The 22,227-nt window shown below is 52.2% G+C and carries 16 protein-coding genes and 3 rRNA genes; 8 read left to right on the top strand and 11 right to left on the bottom strand.

Features of this window, described 5'->3' with window-relative positions; all coding sequences use genetic code 11:
• Positions 1-7: 7 nt before the first annotated feature.
• Positions 8-1,417 (top strand): nitrogen regulation protein NR(I), encoded by a 1,410-nt coding sequence (glnG, locus tag IYV58_RS00150; RefSeq protein WP_004107350.1) that lies wholly within the window; start codon positions 8-10, stop codon positions 1,415-1,417.
• Positions 1,418-1,528: 111 nt separating this feature from the next.
• Positions 1,529-1,639 carry a YshB family small membrane protein gene (locus IYV58_RS00145; RefSeq protein WP_004127096.1) on the top strand — a complete coding sequence of 37 codons (111 nt, stop codon included), beginning with the start codon at positions 1,529-1,531 and terminating at the stop codon, positions 1,637-1,639.
• Between the two features lie 36 nt (positions 1,640-1,675).
• On the opposite strand, the gene hemN is transcribed toward IYV58_RS00145, so the two are convergent.
• Both hemN and yihI read right to left on the bottom strand, forming a co-directional pair.
• Complete coding sequence (gene hemN, locus IYV58_RS00140; RefSeq protein WP_087829096.1) at positions 1,676-3,049, bottom strand: oxygen-independent coproporphyrinogen III oxidase; 1,374 nt, start codon at positions 3,047-3,049, stop codon at positions 1,676-1,678.
• A 188-nt stretch (positions 3,050-3,237) separates the two neighbouring features.
• Positions 3,238-3,744 carry a Der GTPase-activating protein YihI gene (gene yihI, locus IYV58_RS00135; RefSeq protein ID WP_014227367.1) on the bottom strand — a complete coding sequence of 169 codons (507 nt, stop codon included), beginning with the start codon at positions 3,742-3,744 and terminating at the stop codon, positions 3,238-3,240.
• Positions 3,745-4,327: 583 nt separating this feature from the next.
• Here yihI and yihA point away from each other — a divergent pair.
• A complete protein-coding gene (gene yihA, locus IYV58_RS00130; protein WP_004127091.1) occupies positions 4,328-4,960 on the top strand; it encodes a ribosome biogenesis GTP-binding protein YihA/YsxC in 633 nt (210 codons plus the stop codon).
• Positions 4,961-5,308: 348 nt separating this feature from the next.
• On the opposite strand, the gene polA is transcribed toward yihA, so the two are convergent.
• Positions 5,309-8,098: a DNA polymerase I gene (gene polA / locus IYV58_RS00125; RefSeq protein WP_049113225.1), complete on the bottom strand. Its 2,790-nt coding sequence runs from the start codon at positions 8,096-8,098 to the stop codon at positions 5,309-5,311.
• Between the two features lie 396 nt (positions 8,099-8,494).
• On the opposite strand from polA, the gene IYV58_RS00120 reads away from it, so the two are divergent.
• Positions 8,495-9,394, top strand: coding sequence for an acyltransferase (locus IYV58_RS00120; protein WP_049113227.1), 900 nt, complete (start codon positions 8,495-8,497; stop codon positions 9,392-9,394).
• A gap of 49 nt (positions 9,395-9,443) precedes the next feature.
• Here IYV58_RS00120 and dsbA read toward each other — a convergent pair whose 3' ends face one another.
• From dsbA to IYV58_RS00105, 3 genes are all read right to left on the bottom strand, one after another.
• The gene (gene dsbA / locus IYV58_RS00115; protein ID WP_004127082.1) at positions 9,444-10,067 is read right to left on the bottom strand and encodes a thiol:disulfide interchange protein DsbA; all 624 of its coding nucleotides are present in this window, start codon (positions 10,065-10,067) and stop codon (positions 9,444-9,446) included.
• Between the two features lie 27 nt (positions 10,068-10,094).
• Positions 10,095-11,081 carry a serine/threonine protein kinase gene (locus IYV58_RS00110; RefSeq protein ID WP_195729356.1) on the bottom strand — a complete coding sequence of 329 codons (987 nt, stop codon included), beginning with the start codon at positions 11,079-11,081 and terminating at the stop codon, positions 10,095-10,097.
• Between the two features lie 75 nt (positions 11,082-11,156).
• Positions 11,157-11,426 (bottom strand): YihD family protein, encoded by a 270-nt coding sequence (locus tag IYV58_RS00105; RefSeq protein WP_004127077.1) that lies wholly within the window; start codon positions 11,424-11,426, stop codon positions 11,157-11,159.
• Positions 11,427-11,497: 71 nt separating this feature from the next.
• On the opposite strand from IYV58_RS00105, the gene mobA reads away from it, so the two are divergent.
• Together mobA and mobB are read left to right on the top strand one after the other, a co-directional pair.
• The gene (gene mobA, locus IYV58_RS00100; protein WP_004127074.1) at positions 11,498-12,079 is read left to right on the top strand and encodes a molybdenum cofactor guanylyltransferase MobA; all 582 of its coding nucleotides are present in this window, start codon (positions 11,498-11,500) and stop codon (positions 12,077-12,079) included.
• Entirely contained in the window at positions 12,076-12,582 is a 507-nt protein-coding gene (gene mobB / locus IYV58_RS00095) for a molybdopterin-guanine dinucleotide biosynthesis protein MobB (RefSeq protein WP_049113233.1), read from the top strand. The genes mobA and mobB overlap by 4 nt, the downstream gene beginning before the upstream one ends.
• 124 nt (positions 12,583-12,706) lie before the next feature.
• On the opposite strand, the gene rrf is transcribed toward mobB, so the two are convergent.
• From rrf to IYV58_RS00080, 3 genes are all read right to left on the bottom strand, one after another.
• A 5S ribosomal RNA gene (gene rrf / locus IYV58_RS00090) occupies positions 12,707-12,822 on the bottom strand.
• A gap of 201 nt (positions 12,823-13,023) precedes the next feature.
• Positions 13,024-15,930 (bottom strand): 23S ribosomal RNA (locus IYV58_RS00085).
• Between the two features lie 206 nt (positions 15,931-16,136).
• Positions 16,137-17,676 (bottom strand): 16S ribosomal RNA (locus IYV58_RS00080).
• Together the 16S, 23S and 5S rRNA genes form the textbook arrangement of a ribosomal RNA operon.
• A 482-nt stretch (positions 17,677-18,158) precedes the next feature.
• Here IYV58_RS00080 and IYV58_RS00075 point away from each other — a divergent pair.
• Entirely contained in the window at positions 18,159-18,869 is a 711-nt protein-coding gene (locus IYV58_RS00075) for a FadR/GntR family transcriptional regulator (protein ID WP_004127068.1), read from the top strand.
• A 3-nt stretch (positions 18,870-18,872) separates the two neighbouring features.
• A complete protein-coding gene (mdtD, locus tag IYV58_RS00070) occupies positions 18,873-20,270 on the top strand; it encodes a multidrug transporter subunit MdtD (protein ID WP_087828634.1) in 1,398 nt (465 codons plus the stop codon).
• On the opposite strand, the gene rbsR is transcribed toward mdtD, so the two are convergent.
• Positions 20,267-21,250 carry a ribose operon transcriptional repressor RbsR gene (rbsR, locus tag IYV58_RS00065; protein WP_004127065.1) on the bottom strand — a complete coding sequence of 328 codons (984 nt, stop codon included), beginning with the start codon at positions 21,248-21,250 and terminating at the stop codon, positions 20,267-20,269. The two genes, mdtD and rbsR, sit on opposite strands and share 4 nt — an antisense overlap.
• 12 nt (positions 21,251-21,262) lie before the next feature.
• Positions 21,263-22,195, bottom strand: coding sequence for a ribokinase (rbsK, locus tag IYV58_RS00060; RefSeq protein ID WP_170100868.1), 933 nt, complete (start codon positions 22,193-22,195; stop codon positions 21,263-21,265).
• Between the last annotated feature and the right edge of the window lie 32 nt (positions 22,196-22,227).

Below are 22,227 nucleotides of genomic sequence, written 5' to 3'. Positions count from 1 at the left end.
GGTGTTTATGCAACGAGGGATAGCATGGATCGTTGACGACGATAGCTCCATCCGTTGGGTGCTTGAACGCGCGCTCACCGGGGCAGGCTTGAGTTGTACAACGTTTGAAAGCGGCAATGAGGTGCTTGATGCCCTCACGACCAAAACCCCGGATGTGCTGCTGTCGGATATCCGCATGCCGGGGATGGATGGGCTGGCGCTGCTAAAGCAAATTAAACAGCGTCATCCGATGCTCCCGGTCATCATAATGACGGCGCATTCGGATCTTGACGCGGCGGTCAGCGCCTATCAGCAGGGCGCCTTTGATTATCTGCCGAAACCGTTTGATATCGATGAAGCGGTGGCGCTGGTCGACCGTGCGATTAGCCATTACCAGGAACAGCAGCAGCCGCGTAATGCGCCGATTAACAGCCCGACGGCCGATATCATCGGCGAAGCGCCGGCCATGCAGGACGTTTTTCGCATTATCGGCCGCCTGTCGCGTTCATCAATCAGCGTACTGATCAACGGGGAATCCGGTACCGGTAAAGAGCTGGTTGCCCATGCTCTCCATCGGCACAGTCCGCGCGCCAAGGCGCCGTTTATCGCGCTAAATATGGCGGCAATACCTAAAGATTTAATCGAATCAGAACTATTTGGCCACGAGAAAGGGGCCTTTACCGGCGCTAATACTGTGCGTCAGGGACGCTTTGAGCAGGCAGACGGCGGCACGCTGTTCCTCGACGAGATCGGCGATATGCCGCTGGACGTACAGACTCGCCTGCTGCGCGTCCTCGCTGATGGCCAGTTTTATCGCGTCGGCGGCTATGCGCCGGTGAAAGTGGATGTGCGCATCATTGCCGCAACCCACCAGAACCTTGAGCTGCGCGTCCAGGAAGGAAAATTCCGCGAGGATTTATTCCACCGCCTTAACGTGATTCGCGTCCATCTGCCGCCGCTGCGCGAACGTCGGGAAGATATCCCCCGTCTGGCGCGACATTTCCTGCAAATCGCCGCCCGTGAGCTAGGCGTAGAGGCCAAACAGCTGCATCCGGAGACGGAGATGGCGTTAACCCGACTGGCATGGCCGGGTAACGTACGTCAGCTGGAAAATACCTGTCGATGGCTGACGGTAATGGCCGCAGGTCAGGAGGTTCTGACGCAGGATCTTCCCAGCGAGCTTTTTGAAACCGCGATACCGGATAACCCAACGCAAATGCTGCCGGATAGCTGGGCCACGCTGCTGGGACAGTGGGCCGATCGCGCTTTGCGTTCCGGTCATCAAAACCTGCTATCGGAAGCGCAACCTGAGATGGAGCGCACGCTGCTGACCACCGCCTTACGCCACACTCAGGGGCATAAACAAGAGGCGGCCCGGCTGCTGGGATGGGGTCGTAATACCCTGACGCGTAAGCTAAAAGAGTTGGGGATGGAGTAGCTGCGCACTGGCGAGTAAAAAATAGTCACCCAGCGCAAACTGCTGCTATTTTGTACTTTACTGTTGCCATGCGTTGAGTATGATCTTGCCCGGAAAGACGGGGGAGAAATCATGCTTGAATCACTCATTAATATTATATCGAGCGGTGTTGCAGCGGGTCATACGCCGCAGACGGCGGTCGCTGCCGTTCTGTGCGCGGCAATGGTTGGCCTGTTTAGCTGATAATATCCCCTCTCCTGCCAGGAGAGGGGATATTGCTTATATGACGCGGGAAAACTGCTGCATCCGCGCTTTCTGGCGCAGATACGCATCAAAACACATGCAGATATTGCGAATCAGCAGCCGGCCTTTCGGCGTTACCTGAATGCCTTTCCCATCCACATCCACCAGCCCGTCTTTGGCCAGCGGCGCCAGCAATTTCATATCGTCGGCAAAGTAGCTATCGAAGGTAAGATCCCACTGCGCTTCTACCGCAGCGAAGTCGAGACGGAAGTTACAAATCAGCGCCTTAATCACGTCACGGCGGATACAGTCATCGCGAGTCAACGCGATACCGCGCCACAGCGCCGTTCCGGTTTCATCAACCTGCTGATAATACTGCTTCAACTCTTTCTGGTTCTGCGCGTAGCAATCGCCAATCATGCTGATCGCCGACACGCCCATCCCCAGCAGGTCGGTGTCTCCCTGGGTGGTATATCCCTGGAAGTTCCGATGCAGGATACCTTCACGTTGGGCTATCGCCAGTTCATCATCCGGACGGGCAAAGTGGTCCATGCCGATAAACTGATATCCCGCGGCCGTCAGTGAATTGATGGTTTCCTGAAGAATGTCCAGCTTCTGCTCCGCTGAGGGCAAATCGGCATCTTTGATTTTGCGCTGCGCGGCGAAGAGCGTGGGCAGATGCGCGTAATTGAACACGCTCAGACGATCGGGATTAAGCTCCGCCACTTTCTGTAGCGTATAAGCGAAGCTCTGCGGCGTCTGCTTCGGCAGGCCGTAAATCAGGTCGATATTAGTCGAGGTAAAGCCAATGTCGCGCGCATGGTTGAGTAGCGCGAAGATAAAGGCCTCATCCTGCTCGCGATTCACCAGGCGCTGTACTTCTTTGTTGAAGTCCTGCACGCCCATACTCAGGCGATTAAAGCCTTCGCCGCGTAAATGATCCAGCACATCGAGTTCGATTTCGCGCGGATCAACCTCAATGGAGATCTCTGCATCCGCGTTAAAATTGAAATGGGTACGCAGCAGAGCCATCAGACGACTAATTTGCGCCTTGTTTAAATATGTTGGCGTACCGCCGCCCCAGTGCAGCTGATTAACTTTGCGGCCAGCAAAAAGCGGCGCGCGATGAATAATCTCCTGCTCAAGCACATCCAGATACTGGTCGGCCTTATGCTGTTGGCGGGTGACGATTTTATTGCAGCCGCAGAAATAGCAGAGCTTATGGCAAAACGGGATATGCACGTACAGCGACAGGGGACGCTGCGGATAGCGGGCAACCGCCGCATCAAATTCAGCGGCGCCGAATTCTGGAGAAAACTCCAGCGCGGTGGGATACGAAGTATAACGCGGCCCGGAATAGTTATATTTCTGGATCAGGGCCAGATCCCAGTCGATTAACTGCACAGACATGCTCACTCCTTCCGATGGTACCGTCGGCGGGTACGCCGCCCCGGCCCAACCGCACCTCGGGTAATGAGCCGGTTGCGCAGCCATTTTTGACGCCGCGACAACCGTCGTAGTTTAACGAATAACCACAGCAGATAACATATAACCAGAAGGGTTATAAGCAGGACCGGGAATCCGATGGGGTGCAAACGTTAGTTTCCACCCTTCAGCAGACGCATCATATCTTCTTTGCGCTCTTCCTCTTCTTCATCTTCGTCATCATCGTATGAGAGGCCCAGCTGCTGCATCAGCTCATCAATACGATCCAGCTTGGCGTCAACCCAGGCCTGCTCTTCGGCATTCAGGGTGCCGCCCTCTTCCAGACGTTCCAGCAGCGCGTCCAGGCGCTCATCGTTCTCCAGCAAATCCAGCTCAGCCTGCGGTGAAAGCATAGGTTTCTCGCTCTTTGGTTTATGCTGCTTAATCGCCGGAGCATTTTCAGTTACGCCCAGCGGGATTGGTTTTTTACTGCCAATTCGGGGATCTTGCTGCTGGCCTTGTTTTTTACCTGCCGAAGCGGTATCGCCACCGGTCGCACGACTTCCTGCCGCGTGGCCACGATGCTTCTTCTGATGCTTACGCTCGCGGGCTTCCTGGTTCAATTCTTCACGGGTTTTGCGATTTTTTTTGCCGCGAGGTACGGATGTCGGTTTTTTCATGTTGTGTAATCTTCAGGCCGTTTTCTTCAGTATAGAATTGAGGCGGAATCTAGCAGAAAGCAAGCAAAGAAAAAAGGCGACAGATTACTCTGTCGCCTTTTTCCGCACTAACAACCCTTAATGGGCTTCTACTTTCCATGTTCGCTAACGACACACCCTGTCTTTCCTTTAGCGACCAACGGTCCCTGTTACATCCATTTCCTTTTAAAACGTCTCCAGACGTTTGTCATCCTGACAATCCGTAGTCCTCGCCTCCTGGCGCTTCCTGACTCCTCATCCTGAGTCATAATCCTGTCAGCATCCTCGCCTTTGACCGCTACTTTACTGTTTTGAGAAAAACCTACAACCGACTGTACGGAAAAAAAACGAGTTTCAGAATTTTCTTTCAGCCCAACACGATGATTTATCAGAATTTGTATTATGTTTACTCAGTTTTTCCTCATGTATTTCTCATATAATCAATAGCCAATGTCTTACAAAGACTGTGGTTTTAGCTTACAGCGATGAGGTGCGGTAAAAACAGCCTTTTTCTGCTGTTCAGGTATAATCCCCGTCAAAGCCTGATTTAACGGAGACGACCGTCTTGACCAACTGGAATTATCAACTGACGCATTTTGTCACTAGCGCGCCAGATATCCGCCATCTTCCTGCCGATACCGGTATTGAAGTGGCCTTTGCTGGCCGCTCTAACGCCGGGAAATCCAGCGCTCTGAACACGCTGACTAACCAGAAAAGCCTGGCGCGTACTTCGAAGACGCCCGGCCGTACGCAGCTGATTAACTTGTTTGAAGTCGCTGAGGGCAAACGCCTGGTCGACCTGCCGGGCTATGGTTATGCCCAGGTTCCCGAAGAGATGAAAATCAAGTGGCAGCGCGCACTGGGTGAATATCTCGAGAAACGCCTTTGCCTGAAAGGCCTGGTTGTGCTGATGGATATCCGTCATCCGCTTAAAGATCTCGATCAGCAGATGATCCAATGGGCGGTTGAAAGCGATATTCCGGTTCTGGTGCTGCTGACCAAAGCCGATAAGCTGGCCAGCGGCGCGCGGAAAGCGCAGATCGCTATGGTCCGTGAAGCGGTAACCGCTTTTAACGGAGATGTGCAGGTGGAAGGATTTTCTTCCCTGAAGAAGCAAGGCGTGGATAAACTACGGCAGAAACTGGATAGCTGGTATAACGATATCCCACCTCAGGAAGAACCTGAAGACGGCGAATAGTCTCGCTAATTACCCCGGGTAGCGGCGCTTGACGCCCTGTCCGGGTAGCCCGCCTCATCAGCATCGATACGCAAAAATTTTCTTTCGCGCAATAAAAAACGCCCCGGTCATAAATGACCGGGGCGGCTAAAATATTCAGCCAAATCCGATTACGTGAAGTAAAAGGTCTGAAAGATAGAACATCTTACCTCTGTACCCTACGTCTTTAACTCTACTCTTCTTTCGATTACGGATAAAGCATTTTTTGTAGTTTTTTTTCACTCTTTACATAGCAAATTCAAATGATCATCACAAAATACGATAAGTTATGTTACTCACTTACAAGAAATGACCATACCTGCCGAATACTTAGTGCGCTTGATCCCAGTTTTCTCCGCTTCCAACTTCCACCAGTAGCGGAACCGCCAGCGTCGTACTGCTTTCCATCAGTTCATGGATCTTTTTCGCAACCGCCGCAAGATCGTCTTTATGCACTTCAAAGACCAATTCATCGTGCACCTGCATGATCATCCGCACGCGTGGTTTTTCACTTAGCAGCCAGCTGTCGACGGCGATCATCGCACGCTTAATAATATCGGCGGCGGTTCCCTGCATCGGCGCGTTGATCGCCGCACGCTCGGCACCGGCACGACGCGCTCCGTTGCTGGATTTGATGTCCGGCAAATAGAGGCGACGACCATCGAGCGTTTCAACATACCCCTGCTCTTTTGCCTGGGCGCGGGTGCGCTCCATATACTCCAGCACGCCCGGATAGCGCTCAAAGTAGAGATCCATATACTTTTGCGCTTCTTTGCGTGGAATATTGAGCTGGCGCGCAAGTCCGAACGCGCTCATGCCATAAATAAGGCCGAAGTTGATTGCCTTCGCGCTGCGGCGCTGCTCGCTGCTGACGCTCTCCAGCGGCAAACCGAAAACCTCGGCCGCCGTCGCGCGGTGGATATCCTTCCCCTCCGCAAACGCGGTCAACAGGCCCTTGTCGCGAGACAGATGCGCCATGATGCGCAGTTCAATTTGCGAGTAGTCGGCAGAAACGATGAGATAATCTTCCGGTGCAATAAACGCCTGGCGGATACGGCGCCCTTCATCATTGCGCACCGGAATATTCTGCAGGTTCGGATCGGTAGACGACAAACGTCCCGTTGCCGTAACCGCTTGGTGATAAGAGGTGTGAACCCGGCCCGTTTTCGGGCTGATCATCAGCGGCAGCTTATCGGTATAGGTGGACTTGAGTTTGGCCAGACCACGATATTCGAGGATGACTTTCGGCAGCGGATAGTCCAACGCCAGCTCTTCCAGCACCTCTTCCGAGGTCGAGGGCGCGCCGCCCGGGGTTTTCTTCAGCGGCTTAATACCTTGTTTTTCAAACAAGATCGTTTGCAGCTGCTTCGGAGAAGAAAGGTTAAACTCTTCACCCGCGATGTCGTACGCTTTTTTCTCCAGCTCAACCAGGCGCTTGGCTATCTCCTGAGAATGCGCATGCAGTACGGCCGGATCGATCTTCACGCCATTGCGCTCAATGCGGGATAGTACCGGCACCAGCGGCATCTCAATATTTTTAAAGACGTTCAGCGGGCCTTCATTTTGCTGAAGTTTAGGCCACATTTTCAGGTGCAGCTGTAGCGTGACGTCGGCATCTTCCGCCGCGTAGCGGCCCGCTTCTTCCAGCGCGATTTGGTTGAATGTAAGCTGGTTTTTACCTTTACCCGCAATCTCTTCAAAAGTAATGGTTTTGTGCTTCAGCCAGCGATCGGAGAGGCTATCCATATCATGGCGGCCCGCCACGCTGTCAAGAATGTAAGATTCCAGCATGGTATCAAAGGCAATACCGCGCAATTCAATGTCGTAGTTAGCCAGGATACCGCGGTCATATTTGAGGTTTTGCCCAACCTTCAGAATCTTGTCATCTTCCAGTAGCGGTTTCAGTAGCTCAAGGACACGGTCACGCGGGATCTGATCCGGTGCATCCAGATAATCATGGGCAACCGGTACATAGGCCGCAACGCCAGGCTCAATAGCGAAGGATAAACCGACCATATTGGCTGAAACGTTATCCAGGCTGTCAGTTTCGGTATCAAAGGCAAAAAGCGGCGCTTTCTTCAGGTTTTCAATCCAGGTCAGCAGCGTTTCTTCATCAAGAATCGTGACATAGTTTTCAGAAGAGAGCGCCGTGGCGGTTTCCTCTTCGGCATCAGCCACTGCTGCCACCGCTGCTACCGGGTTCGCCGCAGGCTTCGCGCCTTTTGCCTGCATCCACTTGCCGGACTCGACATCGGTGATCCAGCGTTTGAACTCATACTTTTTAAATAGCGTCAGCAGTTCATCAGCGATGGGCTGTGCAACCAGCAGATCTTCGCAGCCCAGATCCAGCTCGACGTCGGTTTTGATTGTCGCCAGCTGATAAGAGAGATAGGCCACCTCTTTATTCTGCTCCAGCTTCGCTGCCATTGTTTTTGCACCGCGGAAGGTCAGTCCGGCGATTTTTTCAGGTTCCGCATATAGCGTATCAAGGCCGCCCAGCCCCTGTAACAACGCCTGCGCCGTCTTCTCACCCACGCCTGGTACGCCAGGGATGTTGTCCGATGAGTCCCCCATCAGGGCCAGAAAATCGATGATCAGCTCCGGCGGCACGCCATATTTGGTCACCACTTCATCCGGGCCAAGGATGGTGTTGGTCATGGTGTTAATCAGCGTAATACCCGGCGTAACCAGCTGAGCCATGTCTTTATCGCCGGTGCTAATCAGTACCGGACGCCCGACCTTTTCAGCTTCACGCGCCAGGGTACCGATGACATCGTCAGCTTCTACGCCAGGGACGGCCATCAGCGGCAGGCCCATCGCCTTGACCATGGCATGCAGCGGCTCGATCTGCGCCCGAAGATCGTCCGGCATCGGCGGGCGATGAGATTTATAGTGCTCAAACAGTTCATCACGGAAAGTCTTCCCCTTGGCATCAAACACGACGACGGCATGGGTCGGTTGATACTGCAGGATCAGGCTTCGCAGCATATTCAGTACGCCATACATTGCGCCTGTCGGCTCGCCAGCGCTATTCGTCAGCGGAGGGAACGCGTGATATGCCCGATAAAGGTAAGAGGAGCCGTCAACGAGGATGAGAGGGTTTTCTGGGATCTGAACCATAATTTCCGTGCCTGTTTATCAGATTATCGGTAAAGGATGCCACAGACGGGCATTAAATCCTGAATTTTTCCCGCATTTCGTCGAAAAGATTCCGCGATCCCGTCGATCGTATGATGTGTCAACCTGTGGATAACTTTGTGAATAGTTTTATAACGATGACTAAACCATCATTAATAAAATAATCTATTGATAAATTATTCTATATTTATCATGACATTATGAATTAATGACTTGCGTTAATAACATCATGATGACTCAATGTTCCATGTGGATATAAGATCCGGAAATTTTTCTATCCAGGTAAAACCCGTCATTTGCTCTATTTTCTGGTAAAATCAGCCGCTTGCGCTGTTTAAACGCGTTCTTTGTCAGCCTAACTTTCTGAATAAATTAACTATGTCGAGATTACTCGCTGCGATAACGCTCCCGCTGAGTATCGCCCTGACTATCGTAGTCACCATTATATGTTCCGTGCCAATAATCATCGCGGGGCTGATTAAACTGCTTGTGCCTGTTACTGCGGTCTGGCGCTCGATATCCATTTTCTGCAATTTCATGATGTACTGCTGGTGTGAAGGGTTGGCCCTGCTGCTGCGCCTTAATCCCTGGCTTAAGTGGGATGTTGAGGGCCTGGAAGGCTTGAACAAGAAAAACTGGTATCTGCTTATCAGCAACCACCATAGCTGGGCCGATATCGTGGTGCTTTGCGTACTGTTCCGCAAACATATCCCGATGAATAAATATTTCCTGAAGCAACAGCTCGCCTGGGTGCCGTTTATTGGCCTGGCCTGCTGGGCGTTGGATATGCCTTTTATGCGCCGTTATTCCCGGGGTTATTTAATCCGCCATCCAGAACGCCGCGGCAAAGATGTGGAAACCACCCGTCGCTCCTGCGAGAAATTCCGCTCGCATCCCACCACTATCGTTAACTTTGTCGAAGGCTCACGTTTTACTGAAGAGAAGCGGCTGCAGACCCGCTCGCCTTATAATAATTTATTAGCACCAAAAGCTGCCGGTACTGCCATGGCATTAAGCGTCCTGGGCTCGCAGTTTGATAAGCTGCTGAACGTTACACTGTGTTATCCAGAGAATCATCACCGACCGTTTTACGACATGCTGAGCGGCCGATTAACGCGGATTGTAGTACGCATCCGCCTTGAACCCGTGACAGAAGAGCTGCGCGGCGATTATGTGAATGATAAAAACTTTAAGCGGCGGTTTCAGCGCTGGCTAAATACGCTTTGGGAAGATAAAGATCGTCAGTTAACGGAAATAATGCAGCAGAAAGGAAAATGATGCTGGGCGCTGAAAAGTGTAACGCCGGTCAGTAACCGGCGTTTATTTTTTATTTCTTCTCAACTAACTGCTTAACGGTATCGGCATACTGGGCAACAAATGCGTCCATATTGCTGGTATCCATACCCTGCGGGTTAAGCTGATATTTGCCGTTAACGTACATAGCGGGTACGCCCTGCAGCTGGAAATCAGCGGCGGCTTTCTCTTGCTGAGCCACCAGGGATTTCACTACAAAACTGTTCCAGGCTGCATCGTAATCTTCACCTTTAACGCCAGCGTCAACGAAGACCTTACGAATATCGGCTACGGTCTGAACGGTCTGTGTTTTCTGTACCGCTTCAAACATCGGGACAGTGATCTTGTCTTCCACACCCAGCGCCATCGCGACGGCCCACGCCTGAGTCAGATCCTTGCCCAACGGGCCCAGGAACTCTACGTGGTATTTCGTCATTTTGACGCCTTCAGGCAGCTTTTTCTTCACGTTATCTGACACATGAAGCACTTCTTCAAACTGATAGCAGTGCGGGCAGTAGAACGAGAAAAACTCGAGCACCTGAGGCTCACCAGCAACGGGCTTATCGAGGGTAATATACTGCTTACCGTCGGTGATCTGGGCAGCGGATGCACTAAAAGCCAGAATCATACCAGCCAGCGCCAGCCAAATTTTTTTCATGATTAACTCTCTCCTGGATATATCACATTAATACATTGGCGTTAACTGAAGAGGCGGTTCCTGTAGAACCTTTACCTGCTCAAGAAAAGTTGTTGTCTGCCCACGCCAGTAATCTTCCCCTGTTAACCACGGGAAGTTCTTAGGAAAAGCAGGATCTTCCCAGCGCCTTAACAACCACGCCAGATAATAAACTAAGCGCATTGCACGTAAAGGTTCGATGAGGGCAATTTCATCCGTATTAAAAGAGCTAAACTCTTCATACGCTTCAATGATCATCTCAAGCTGCATCCGTTGCTCGGCGTTATCACCGTTCAACAGCATCCACAGATCCTGGATAGCAGGTCCATTACGTGAATCATCTAAATCAACAAACAAAGGGCCATCGCGCCAGAGGATGTTTCCTGCATGGCAATCACCGTGTAAACGTAAGATATTGGCGCGTCCGTGCCATTGCGCCATTACCGCATCTATCAGCTTATCGGTGGCGCTAAGAAAAGCCTCTTTCAGCCCTGCTGGTATCAGCGGGGAGAGCTCAAAGACCTGCCGGGGCTCAAGAAGGTACTCATTGGTGCCAATCTCCGGGCGCGCGACAAAACGCTGTTTGCGTCCCGTTTGATGCAGACGGCCAAGGTAGCGCCCAACCCATTCCATCTGATCGAGGTTATCCGCCTCAAACTGACGTCCCCCCAGGCTTGGGAACACGGCGAAAAAGAACCCCTGATGCTGATGAAGGGTACTTCCGTTAAATGACAATGGCGCCGCTACAGGGACTTCGTCCTGAACGAGATGAAGGGAAAACTGGTGTTCTTCGAGGATTTGTTCGGCGGACCAGCGCTCAGGACGATAGAACTTCACCACATAGCGGCGACGGTCTTCGTCCTGAAACTGGTAAACTCGGTTCTCATAGCTATTAAGCGGGGTAAGACCTGAGTCCACCCGCATTCCCAGATCAAATAAACCATCAATGATGGTATCCGGGTGAAGCGTCTGAAAAGTGAAAGCCTTATCGTGCATCCTGACATCCGATAATCGTACGAATGATACAGGATATCATCTCATTGCCGATTCCGCGGCAGCGCTTACAACCTTTTACTCTTTAATCACTCCGCGAGCGCGTAGCAGCGCAGTTTTAAAATCTTCTTCATAATCTTTCTGGATACCGGGGATAACGGCCTCTTTTGCCGAGTCGCGCATCTTCAGGTGATAAATCAGAATATCGTCGGAAAGATCGCTCAGTTCACCGGCATAACCAGCCTCTTTCGCCAGTTTTTGCAAAAATTGAATCAAATTCAGCTCGGGTTCTTTCTGCCAGGCCGGCTGGAGGAGTTCAATGACTTCATTCAGGCGTTTACATTTCATAGCAATGCTCCTTACTCTTGATAGGTGTACGTTAGCAGGGACAATCCCACAATGAAAGAGGCGATATTAATATGCAGGGTAAGGTAATAACCGGCGTTGTACTGGCAGGTGGGAGAGGTACGCGTATGGGAGGTGTTGATAAAGGATTGCAGTTGCTGAAGGGGAAAGCGCTGTGGCGTCATGTCGCCGATACGCTGCAACCCCAGGTCACAAAGCTGGTGATTAGCGCTAACCGCAATCTTGATTGCTGGCGAAGCAGCGGCTACCCGATTATTACCGACTCTCTGAACGACTTTCCCGGGCCGTTAGCTGGCATGCTTTCCGTTATGCATCAGGTTGAGGGTGAGTGGTTTCTGTTTTGTCCGTGCGATACGCCTTTTATTCCATCATTTCTGGCTGAGCGCTTAATACTGCAAAAAAAGTCATCCCCGGTCGTTTGGGTACACGACGGTGAACGCGACCATCCGGCGATTGCTCTGGTGAATCGAGAGGTGATTAGCGAGCTGGAAAGCTATCTGGCGGTAGGCGAGCGGCGGGTTATGGTGTTTATGCGCAAAATGGGGGGGCATAGCGTCGATTTTAGCGATGTAAAATCAGCCTTTATTAACGTCAACACTCTCAGCGATTTACAAAGTATGCAGGTGTCATCATGATCCCTCTTTTAGCCATCGCCGCCTGGAGCGGCACGGGTAAAACAACCTTATTGAAAGCGCTGATTCCAGCGCTACGCGCGGAAGGCATACGTCCTGGGCTCATTAAACATACCCATCATGATATGGACGTGGATAAACCCGGTAAAGATAGCTATGAGCTACGTAAAGCAGGAGCGGCTCAGACGATTGTCGCCAGCTCGCAGCGTTGGGCATTAATGACGGAAACACCCGAAGAGCCTCCGCTGGATCTGGCATGGCTGGTTAGCCGAATGGACACATCAACGTTAGATCTCGTACTGGTTGAAGGTTTTAAACATGAAGCTGTGCCAAAAATTCTGCTTTTTCGGAAAAACAGCGGACATTGCAAAGAAGAATTAGTATTTGATGATGACGTGATTGCCGTAGCTAGCGATACGCCTGTCGAGACGTCGCTTCCCTTTTTAGATTTAAATAATATTCCGCAGATAGCCGCTTTTATTATGCAATGGTCAAAAAGGGCTTAATCGCAACCTTAATTGAAATTGCAGAGATGTCGCTACGCGTCATCTTGCTAATTCATCACTGATTTCTCAGGCCATAAAAACGCAAAAAGCCCATCCGTCAGGATGGGCTCTTCACGTGTTTGATGCCTGGCAGTTCCCTACTCTCACATGGGGAGACCCCACACTACCATCGGCGCTACGGCGTTTCACTTCTGAGTTCGGCATGGGGTCAGGTGGGACCACCGCGCTATCGCCGCCAGGCAAATTCTGTTGTCAGAAACGAATCTTTTACACCGATGCTGCGTTGGCTGCATTCGTAAAGTCAGTCACATACCTCAGTATGCTCCTTCCTTTACTTCATTTGCCGCCTTGCCTCAGCGTAAAATCTTTCGTTCCCGAAAATCTGTAATCAATGCTGAAATTGTTGTCTTCTCAAATCCGCCAAAACATCTTCGGCGTTGTAAGGTTAAGCCTCACGGTTCATTAGTACCGGTTAGCTCAACGCATCGCTGCGCTTACACACCCGGCCTATCAACGTCGTCGTCTTCAACGTTCCTTCAGGACCCTTAAAGGGTCAGGGAGAACTCATCTCGGGGCAAGTTTCGTACTTAGATGCTTTCAGCACTTATCTCTTCCGCATTTAGCTACCGGGCAATGCCATTGGCATGACAACCCGAACACCAGTGATGCGTCCACTCCGGTCCTCTCGTACTAGGAGCAGCCCCCCTCAATTCTCCAGCGCCCACGGCAGATAGGGACCGAACTGTCTCACGACGTTCTAAACCCAGCTCGCGTACCACTTTAAATGGCGAACAGCCATACCCTTGGGACCTACTTCAGCCCCAGGATGTGATGAGCCGACATCGAGGTGCCAAACACCGCCGTCGATATGAACTCTTGGGCGGTATCAGCCTGTTATCCCCGGAGTACCTTTTATCCGTTGAGCGATGGCCCTTCCATTCAGAACCACCGGATCACTATGACCTGCTTTCGCACCTGCTCGCGCCGTCACGCTCGCAGTCAAGCCAGCTTATGCCATTGCACTAACCTCCTGATGTCCGACCAGGATTAGCTGACCTTCGTGCTCCTCCGTTACTCTTTAGGAGGAGACCGCCCCAGTCAAACTACCCACCAGACACTGTCCGCAACCCCGATTAGGGGCCCACGTTAGAACACCAGCCATTAAAGGGTGGTATTTCAAGGATGGCTCCATGCAGACTGGCGTCCACACTTCAAAGCCTCCCACCTATCCTACACATCAAGGACCAGTGTTCAGTGTCAAGCTATAGTAAAGGTTCACGGGGTCTTTCCGTCTTGCCGCGGGTACACTGCATCTTCACAGCGAGTTCAATTTCACTGAGTCTCGGGTGGAGACAGCCTGGCCATCATTACGCCATTCGTGCAGGTCGGAACTTACCCGACAAGGAATTTCGCTACCTTAGGACCGTTATAGTTACGGCCGCCGTTTACCGGGGCTTCGATCAAGAGCTTCTCCTTACGGATAACCCCATCAATTAACCTTCCGGCACCGGGCAGGCGTCACACCGTATACGTCCACTTTCGTGTTTGCACAGTGCTGTGTTTTTAATAAACAGTTGCAGCCAGCTGGTATCTTCGACTGATTTCAGCTCCATGAGTAAATCACTTCACCTACATATCAGCGTGCCTTCTCCCGAAGTTACGGCACCATTTTGCCTAGTTCCTTCACCCGAGTTCTCTCAAGCGCCTTGGTATTCTCTACCTGACCACCTGTGTCGGTTTGGGGTACGATTTGATGTTACCTGATGCTTAGAGGCTTTTCCTGGAAGCAGGGCATTTGTCACTTCAGCACCGTAGTGCCTCGTCATCACGCCTCAGTGTTAAAGTGAACCGGATTTACCTGGAACACACACCTACACGCTTAAACCGGGACAACCGTCGCCCGGCCAACATAGCCTTCTCCGTCCCCCCTTCGCAGTAACACCAAGTACAGGAATATTAACCTGTTTCCCATCGACTACGCCTTTCGGCCTCGCCTTAGGGGTCGACTCACCCTGCCCCGATTAACGTTGGACAGGAACCCTTGGTCTTCCGGCGTGCGGGTTTTTCACCCGCATTATCGTTACTTATGTCAGCATTCGCACTTCTGATACCTCCAGCAACCCTCACAGGCCACCTTCAACGGCTTACAGAACGCTCCCCTACCCAACAACGCCTAAGCGTCGCTGCCGCAGCTTCGGTGCATGGTTTAGCCCCGTTACATCTTCCGCGCAGGCCGACTCGACCAGTGAGCTATTACGCTTTCTTTAAATGATGGCTGCTTCTAAGCCAACATCCTGGCTGTCTGGGCCTTCCCACATCGTTTCCCACTTAACCATGACTTTGGGACCTTAGCTGGCGGTCTGGGTTGTTTCCCTCTTCACGACGGACGTTAGCACCCGCCGTGTGTCTCCCGTGATAACATTCTTCGGTATTCGTAGTTTGCATCGGGTTGGTAAGTCGGGATGACCCCCTAGCCGAAACAGTGCTCTACCCCCGAAGATGAGTTCACGAGGCGCTACCTAAATAGCTTTCGGGGAGAACCAGCTATCTCCCGGTTTGATTGGCCTTTCACCCCCAGCCACAAGTCATCCGCTAATTTTTCAACATTAGTCGGTTCGGTCCTCCAGTTAGTGTTACCCAACCTTCAACCTGCCCATGGCTAGATCACCGGGTTTCGGGTCTATACCCTGCAACTTAACGCCCAGTTAAGACTCGGTTTCCCTGCGGCTCCCCTATACGGTTAACCTTGCTACAGAATATAAGTCGCTGACCCATTATACAAAAGGTACGCAGTCACCCAACAAGTGGGCTCCTACTGCTTGTACGTACACGGTTTCAGGTTCTTTTTCACTCCCCTCGCCGGGGTTCTTTTCGCCTTTCCCTCACGGTACTGGTTCACTATCGGTCAGTCAGGAGTATTTAGCCTTGGAGGATGGTCCCCCCATATTCAGACAGGATACCACGTGTCCCGCCCTACTCTTCGAGTTCACAGCCTGTGCGTTTTAGTGTACGGGAGTATCACCCTGTACCCTGCGACTTTCCAGACGCTTCCACTAACACACAAGCTGATTCAGACTCCGGGCTGCTCCCCGTTCGCTCGCCGCTACTGGGGGAATCTCGGTTGATTTCTTTTCCTCGGGGTACTTAGATGTTTCAGTTCCCCCGGTTCGCCTCGTTTGACTATGTATTCATCAAACGATAGTGCAACGAATTGCACTGGGTTTCCCCATTCGGACATCGCCGGCTGTAACGGTTCATATCACCTTACCGACGCTTTTCGCAGATTAGCACGTCCTTCATCGCCTCTGACTGCCAGGGCATCCACCGTGTACGCTTAGTCGCTTAACCTCACAACCCGAAGATGTTTCGTAAAACATCGTCGTGTCGCGAAAATTTGAGAGACTCGAACACACATAACATGTGTGTCGTTTCAATTTTCAGCTTGATCCAGATTTTTAAAGAGCAAAATTTCACAATGCACTTCACAGTACATTTTGAAATTTATCATTCATCAGACAATCTGTGTGGACACTACAAAGGCAGGTTCTTTAAGGTAAGGAGGTGATCCAACCGCAGGTTCCCCTACGGTTACCTTGTTACGACTTCACCCCAGTCATGAATCACAAAGTGGTAAGCGCCCTCCCGAAGGTTAAGCTACCTACTTCTTTTGCAACCCACTCCCATGGTGTGACGGGCGGTGTGTACAAGGCCCGGGAACGTATTCACCGTGGCATTCTGATCCACGATTACTAGCGATTCCGACTTCATGGAGTCGAGTTGCAGACTCCAATCCGGACTACGACATACTTTATGAGGTCCGCTTGCTCTCGCGAGGTCGCTTCTCTTTGTATATGCCATTGTAGCACGTGTGTAGCCCTACTCGTAAGGGCCATGATGACTTGACGTCATCCCCACCTTCCTCCAGTTTATCACTGGCAGTCTCCTTTGAGTTCCCGGCCGGACCGCTGGCAACAAAGGATAAGGGTTGCGCTCGTTGCGGGACTTAACCCAACATTTCACAACACGAGCTGACGACAGCCATGCAGCACCTGTCTCAGAGTTCCCGAAGGCACCAAAGCATCTCTGCTAAGTTCTCTGGATGTCAAGAGTAGGTAAGGTTCTTCGCGTTGCATCGAATTAAACCACATGCTCCACCGCTTGTGCGGGCCCCCGTCAATTCATTTGAGTTTTAACCTTGCGGCCGTACTCCCCAGGCGGTCGACTTAACGCGTTAGCTCCGGAAGCCACTCCTCAAGGGAACAACCTCCAAGTCGACATCGTTTACAGCGTGGACTACCAGGGTATCTAATCCTGTTTGCTCCCCACGCTTTCGCACCTGAGCGTCAGTCTTTGTCCAGGGGGCCGCCTTCGCCACCGGTATTCCTCCAGATCTCTACGCATTTCACCGCTACACCTGGAATTCTACCCCCCTCTACAAGACTCCAGCCTGCCAGTTTCGAATGCAGTTCCCAGGTTGAGCCCGGGGATTTCACATCCGACTTGACAGACCGCCTGCGTGCGCTTTACGCCCAGTAATTCCGATTAACGCTTGCACCCTCCGTATTACCGCGGCTGCTGGCACGGAGTTAGCCGGTGCTTCTTCTGCGGGTAACGTCAATGAATAAGGTTATTAACCTTACTCCCTTCCTCCCCGCTGAAAGTACTTTACAACCCGAAGGCCTTCTTCATACACGCGGCATGGCTGCATCAGGCTTGCGCCCATTGTGCAATATTCCCCACTGCTGCCTCCCGTAGGAGTCTGGACCGTGTCTCAGTTCCAGTGTGGCTGGTCATCCTCTCAGACCAGCTAGGGATCGTCGCCTAGGTGAGCCGTTACCCCACCTACTAGCTAATCCCATCTGGGCACATCTGATGGCAAGAGGCCCGAAGGTCCCCCTCTTTGGTCTTGCGACGTTATGCGGTATTAGCTACCGTTTCCAGTAGTTATCCCCCTCCATCAGGCAGTTTCCCAGACATTACTCACCCGTCCGCCACTCGTCACCCGAGAGCAAGCTCTCTGTGCTACCGTTCGACTTGCATGTGTTAGGCCTGCCGCCAGCGTTCAATCTGAGCCATGATCAAACTCTTCAATTTAAGTTTGATGCTCGTAGAATTAAACTTCGTAATGAATTACGTGTTCACTCTTTGAGACTTGGTATTCATTTTTCGTCCGAGGACGTTAAGAATCCATGTCACTTTGAGTGCCCACACAGATTGTCTGATAAATTGTTAAAGAGCAGTGCAACGCGGCTTTCGCTCACCGTTGCGAGGTGGCGTATATTACGCTTTCCTCTTTCAGAGTCAAGCGTTTAATTTCGCTTTTCTCTGCCGGCATTCATCGCTGAATCCCGCTGACCCGGCGGCTTACGTGCCGTTGTTCCGTGTCAGTGGAGGCGCATTATAGGGAGTAATTCTGAAGTGACAAGGGCTAAATGCAAAAAACTTTTCAACCGCCTCTTTTTTCATCATTACGGCGCGTGATGTAGCAAAAAACCGGCGTTTTGCCGTTTTAACCAACGAAGCAAGCCGTCAGATGGCATACTGGTAAGGTAAAAAAGAGAAAGGAACGGCATTGTATGTCTTTAAGCGCACAGCAGTTGGCGGCACAAAAGAATATATCTTGGGTATTAGCGGAGAAGCTGGCTCAAAAAATTTTGACCGGTGAATATCAGCCAGAAAGTATCCTTCCTGGCGAGATGGAGCTGGGCGAACAATTCGGCGTGAGCCGCACGGCCGTGCGTGAAGCGGTTAAGACGCTAACGGCAAAAGGTATGCTTTTACCACGGCCACGCATCGGTACGCGGGTGATGCCGCGCAGCAGCTGGAACTTTCTCGATAAAGAACTCCTGGCCTGGTGGTTAACAGAAGATAACTTCTCTGATGTTGTCAGCCATTTCCTCGTTATGCGCGGTAGCCTGGAACCTCAAGCCTGTTTTCTGGCGTCAACGTCAGGCACGCCGGAGCAAAAAGCCCAGCTTAACGCCTTGATGGAGGAGATGATTGAGCTAAAGAGGAACTTTCAGCGCGAGCGCTGGATTGAAGTCGATATGGCCTGGCATGAACATATATATGAAATGAGCGGCAACCCTTTCCTGATCTCTTTCGCCTCTTTATTTCATTCGGTCTATCACACCTACTTCACATCAATTACTCAAAATGAAGTGGTGAAACTGGATCTGCATCAGGCAATCGTTGATGCCATTCTGGATAGCGACGGCTCGCGAGCGCTTAACGCCTGCCAGGCGTTGCTGAGTGCCCCCAATCATTCCGACAAATCGCAAGGGTAACGAATGACCAAAAAGAAAGGCCGCAGTATGGCCGGGCTGCCATGGATCGCAGCGATGGCTTTTTTTATGCAGGCGCTCGACGCCACCATTCTGAATACAGCCCTTCCCGCTATCGCCCATAGTCTCAACCGTTCACCGCTAGCGATGCAATCGGCCATCATCAGCTATACGCTGACGGTGGCTATGCTTATTCCGGTCAGTGGTTGGCTGGCCGACCGTTTCGGCACGCGGAAAGTATTTATCATCGCCGTCAGCCTGTTCACACTCGGTTCTCTTGCCTGCGCCCTGTCAAACTCGCTGATGGAACTGGTTATTTTCCGCGTCATTCAGGGAATCGGCGGGGCAATGATGATGCCAGTAGCGAGGCTGGCGTTACTGCGTGCCTATCCGCGCAGCGAACTGCTGCCGGTACTCAACTTCGTCACGATGCCTGGGCTGGTTGGCCCCATTCTTGGCCCCGTACTCGGCGGCGTTTTGGTCACCTGGGCTAGCTGGCATTGGATTTTCCTGATTAATATTCCCATCGGCATTATCGGGATCGTGTATGCCCGCAAATATATGCCGGATTTCACCACGCCCCGTCGCCGCTTCGACACGCTCGGTTTTATACTGTTTGGCCTGAGCCTGGTGCTGTTCTCCAGCGGAATCGAGCTGTTTGGCGAGAAAATTGTCGCCACATGGATGGCTTTGGCCGTTATCGCTCTGAGCATCATTTTACTGTGGGCCTATATTCGCCACGCTCGCCGTCATCCCACGCCGCTCATTTCACTTTCTTTATTTAAGACGCATACCTTCTCTGTCGGGATCGCGGGGAACCTCGCCACGCGCCTGGGTACCGGTTGCGTTCCGTTCCTGATGCCGCTGATGTTACAGGTTGGCTTCGGTTATCCGGCGATTATCGCCGGATGCATGATAGCGCCTACGGCTATTGGTTCGATTATTGCGAAATCAACTGTCACCCAGATACTGCGCTGGTTTGGTTATCGTAAAACGCTGGTCGGGGTCACGATATTTATCGGCCTGATGATCGCTCAGTTTTCGCTGCAAACTCCGGATATGTCAATCTGGATGCTGCTGCTGCCGCTATTCGTTTTGGGAATGGCGATGTCCACTCAGTTCACCTCAATGAACACCATCACGCTCGCCGATTTAACGGATGACAATGCCAGCAGCGGCAACAGCATGCTGGCTGTTACTCAGCAGCTTTCTATTAGTCTTGGGGTCGCCGTTAGCGCGGCGGTGCTGCGGTTTTATGAAGGATTCGATAGCGCAAATACCATTGAGCAGTTCCACTACACCTTTATTACCATGGGGGCAATCACCGTGGTATCGGCGCTGGTATTTACCTTATTAAGAGCAAAAGATGGCCGCAACCTGATTAAGGAGCGGCACAAGCGTTAAGCTGAACCGCGAACCACTAGCTCGGGGGTTAACTGTACGCGCTGCTGTTTTTGCCCAGGATCGGCCATGCGGTGAATCAGCACATCGATGGCCAGCTCGCCCAGTTCATCTTTCGGTTGATGAATTGTGGTTAACGGCGGCGTCATATAGCGCGCCAGTTCAATATCGTCATAACCCACCAGCGCCATATCCTGAGGGATGCGCAGACCGCCCTGATAAAGGGCCTGGTAGGCGCCCACCGCCATCGCATCGTTACCGATAAACACCGCCTGCGGCAGCGTTGATAGGGTCAGCAGCTTCTGCATGGCGCTAAATCCGCCGCCAAACTCAAAATCGCTGCTAATCACATAGCCTTCAGGTATCGTGAGTCCGGCCCGAGCCATCGCTGACTGATACCCCTCCAGGCGCAGCCGGGCAGGCGTTTTATCCAACGGACCCGCAATACAGGCAATTCGCGTGTAGCCCTGGTCGATCAGATACTTCGTCGCCATATCGCCACCCAGCAGAGAGTTATCCTGAATCAGATCGCTATCGCCGTCGAACGGCGCCCAGTCCATCATCACCGTCGGAACAGAAGGGTAACGCTGCATGATCTCCGGCGAAGGTTGATGCGTTTCAGTGCACAGCAACAGTAAACCATCGACGCGCTTTTGCATCAGCGTCTCCAGATTACGGTTCATGCGCTGCTCATCGCCTTCGGTATTACACAGCACCAGGCTATAACCCCGCTCGAAGCAGCTGCGCTCCACGCCGCGTACCAGCTCCGAATAAAACGGATTGGTACTGGCGGTAATGAGCATACCTATAGTGCGGGTTTGATTTAATTTGAGACTACGCGCCAGCGCGGACGGCGCGTAGTTCAGGCTTTTAATCGCAGCGTCGACTTTAGCGGTAATCGCTTCGCTAACGAAACGGTCTTTGTTAATGACATGAGAAACCGTCGAAGTGGAAACGCCCGCGATGCGGGCTACATCCTTCATGGTGGCCAAGCGTTACCCCTGTTGACGTAAAAATTCGTCTATTTCTTTTCGCCAGGGCACGGAGGGCTGAGCCCCTTTTCGGGTGACGGCGATAGCCGCAGCTGCATGGGCAAAACGAATTGCCTCCGCCAGTTCGCGACCTTCAAGCAGCGCGGTGACCAGCGCGCCATTAAAGGTATCGCCAGCGGCAATGGTGTCAACCGCCTGCACTTTAAATCCCGGAACCCGACGACCGTTACCTTCGCTGCTGGCCCATACACCACGGCTGCCAAGCGTAATGATCACCGTACCAATACCTTTATCATGGAGCACTTTAGCGGCTTTTGCCGCATCCTCGTCGTTTTCCACGCGCACGCCGGTGAGCTTTTCCGCTTCGGTCTCGTTAGGGGTAATGATATCCACCAGCGTTAACAGTTCATCCGGCAATTCACGCGCCGGAGCAGGATTGAGTATGACCGAGGTTTGATTTTGGTGAGCAATTTTCGCCGCCGCCAGTACGCTTTCCAGCGGTGATTCCAGCTGCATCAGCAGCGCCTGCGCGCTGGCAATACGCTCTTTTTCCGCATCAACCTGCGCAACGCAGAGCGCGGCATTAGCACCGGCGTGAATACCGATGGTGTTTTCACCTTCAGCGTTGACAAAAATCAGCGCCACGCCAGTTGATTCTCCGGAAACGGCCCTGACCGGCGCGACGTCGATATTATCGCTGTCCAGCTGACGACGAACGCGTTCGCCAATATCGTCATCGCCGGTACAGGCGATAAAGGAGATATTTGCCCCGCTGCGTCCGGCGGCAACCGCCTGGTTTGCCCCCTTACCGCCGAAAGCGACCTGATAATGATGACCGGTGACAGTTTCACCGGGCGTAGGGAAGGCGTCGAGATTAAGGATGTGATCGGCGTTGATACTGCCAAGGACGACAAGTTTGCCTGCGGTTTTCATAATCAATATTCCCGGAAAGCGCGCCACCGGAATCC

The organism is Klebsiella sp. BDA134-6 (assembly GCF_015601345.1).
Taxonomy (GTDB): Bacteria; Pseudomonadota; Gammaproteobacteria; order Enterobacterales; family Enterobacteriaceae; genus Klebsiella; species Klebsiella grimontii.
The sequence above is the reverse complement of the archived record's forward strand: the minus strand, read 5'-3'. Positions and strand labels throughout refer to the sequence as shown.